At 71.1% G+C, this 1997-nt stretch carries 1 protein-coding gene; it reads left to right on the top strand.

Features of this window, described 5'->3' with window-relative positions; genetic code table 11:
* Window positions 1-508 precede the first annotated feature (508 nt).
* Window positions 509-1969, top strand: coding sequence for an alanine/glycine:cation symporter family protein (locus tag DEF28_RS26335; protein ID WP_114400834.1), 1461 nt, complete (start codon window positions 509-511; stop codon window positions 1967-1969).
* The last annotated feature ends 28 nt before the right edge of the window (window positions 1970-1997 follow it).

The following is a 1997-nucleotide window of genomic DNA, read 5'->3' as shown; positions in this document are numbered from 1 at the left end:
ACGGCCTGGAGAACGCCCCGGAGGCGTTCATCTCGATGCTGCGCGGTGGCAATGTCGGGAAGATGGTGGTGCGGACCGGCTGAGGTGGGGCCGGGCAGGTTGGCGGTTGGCGGCGGGCGTCCTGGGGGCGTCCGCCGCGCGCGTGTTCCCGGGCGCCCGCGCGATCCCCGGCAGCCACGCCGCGAGGGGGCGCGATGCCGCGGAGCGCCTCCGCGCCGCAGCCCCGGAGCCCGCGGCACGTGCGCCGACCGGGCCGGTAGAGCGGGCGTGCGGCCGGGCCGGCCGGCGTCGCGGCGCCGGCCGCGGACGGTCGATCGGGTATTTCGGTCGTCCGTTCCACGCGGTCGGGACAGCCGGGTTCTACCTGCGGCTGAGGGGCGATCTCGGGGCAAGTATTCTGCCCCGTTGGGAAATGTCGACTCTTTTTGAGAGTTGTCGGTGTTTTCCGGTTCGAAGCCCTTTCCGTGGCCGCCCCGGCCGCGACCGCCCCCAAGGAGTTGGTCCCCGCGTGGACGCTGTGAACAACGGCATCGTCGCCACTGGCGACGTGTTCTGGAGCTATCTGCTCATCCCGCTGCTCGTCGTGGTCTCGGTGTACTTCACCGTGCGCTCCGGCGCCGTGCAGCTGCGGCTCCTGCCGGAGATGTTCCGGGTGCTCGGCAACCCGGCCGAGACCGCGCCCGATGGAAAGAAGGCCATCTCGTCCTTCCAGGCGTTCGCCATCTCGGCGGCGGCGCGGGTCGGTACCGGCAACATCGTCGGCGTGGCCACCGCCATCGCCCTGGGCGGGCCCGGCGCGGTGTTCTGGATGTGGACGATGGCGCTCGTCGTCGGCGCCGCCAGCTTCGTCGAGTCCACGCTGGCCCAGCTGTACAAGGTGCGCGACCGGACCGGCTTCCGCGGCGGCCCGGCGTACTACATGCAGTACGGCCTGCGCAGCAGGTGGATGGGCGTGCTGTTCGCCGTCGTCATCACGCTGACCTTCGGCTTCGTGTTCAACACGGTGCAGGCCAACAGCATCGCCGACGCCATCACCAGCTCCGTCGAGGCGGTGGGCGTGCAGAGCACCGGCCCGATGCTGAGCGCGGTCATCGGCCTGGCGCTGGCGCTGGTCACCGGCCTGGTGGTGTTCGGCGGCGTCCGCCGGATCGCGCACGTCGCGCAGGCGCTGGTGCCGTTCATGGCCCTGCTCTACATCCTGCTCGGCCTGGTCGTCGTCGCCATGAACATCCAGGAGGTGCCCGGCGTCGTCGCGCAGATCGTCGGCAGCGCGTTCGGCCTGGGTGAGATCGTGGCCGGCGGGATCGGCACCGCCATCATGCAGGGCATGCGGCGCGGCATGTTCTCCAACGAGGCCGGTCTGGGCTCGGCGCCCAACGCGGGCGCCACCGCGTCGGTCAGCCACCCGGTCAAGCAGGGGCTCGTGCAGACGCTGGGCGTCTACTTCGACACGCTCATCGTCTGCTCCACCACCGCCTTCATCGTCCTGCTCTCCGACCCCGTCTACGGGGAGAACCGCGGACCGAGCATGACGCAGGAGGCGCTGGAGGCCAACCTCGGCGGCTGGTCGATCCACGCGCTGACCGTCATCCTGTTCCTGCTCGCCTTCACCTCCGTGCTCGGCAACTACTACTACGGCGAGTCCAACCTCGGCTTCCTGTCCGCCTCGCCCGGCGTGCTCACCGGCTACCGCGCCCTGGTGTGCCTCATGGTGTTCCTCGGCGCCATCGGCTCGGTCCAGGTGGTGTGGAGCCTCGCCGACCTCACCATGGGGATCATGGCGCTGATCAACCTCGTGGCCATCGCGCCGCTCGGCGGCATCGCGTTCCGGCTGCTCAAGGACTACACGCGGCAGCGGCGCGCCGGCGCCGAGCCGGTCTTCACCCGGGACCGGATGCCCGACATCGGCGGCGTGCAGTGCTGGGACCCCGAGCCCGCGCGCGAGGAGGCCGAGACCACCCGCGGCTGAGGCTCACCCCCGCAGCCGGTGCAGCCGG

Source organism: Marinitenerispora sediminis, from assembly GCF_003336425.1.
Classification (GTDB): domain Bacteria; phylum Actinomycetota; class Actinomycetes; order Streptosporangiales; family Streptosporangiaceae; genus Marinitenerispora; species Marinitenerispora sediminis.
The sequence above is the reverse complement of the archived record's forward strand: the minus strand, read 5'-3'. Positions and strand labels throughout refer to the sequence as shown.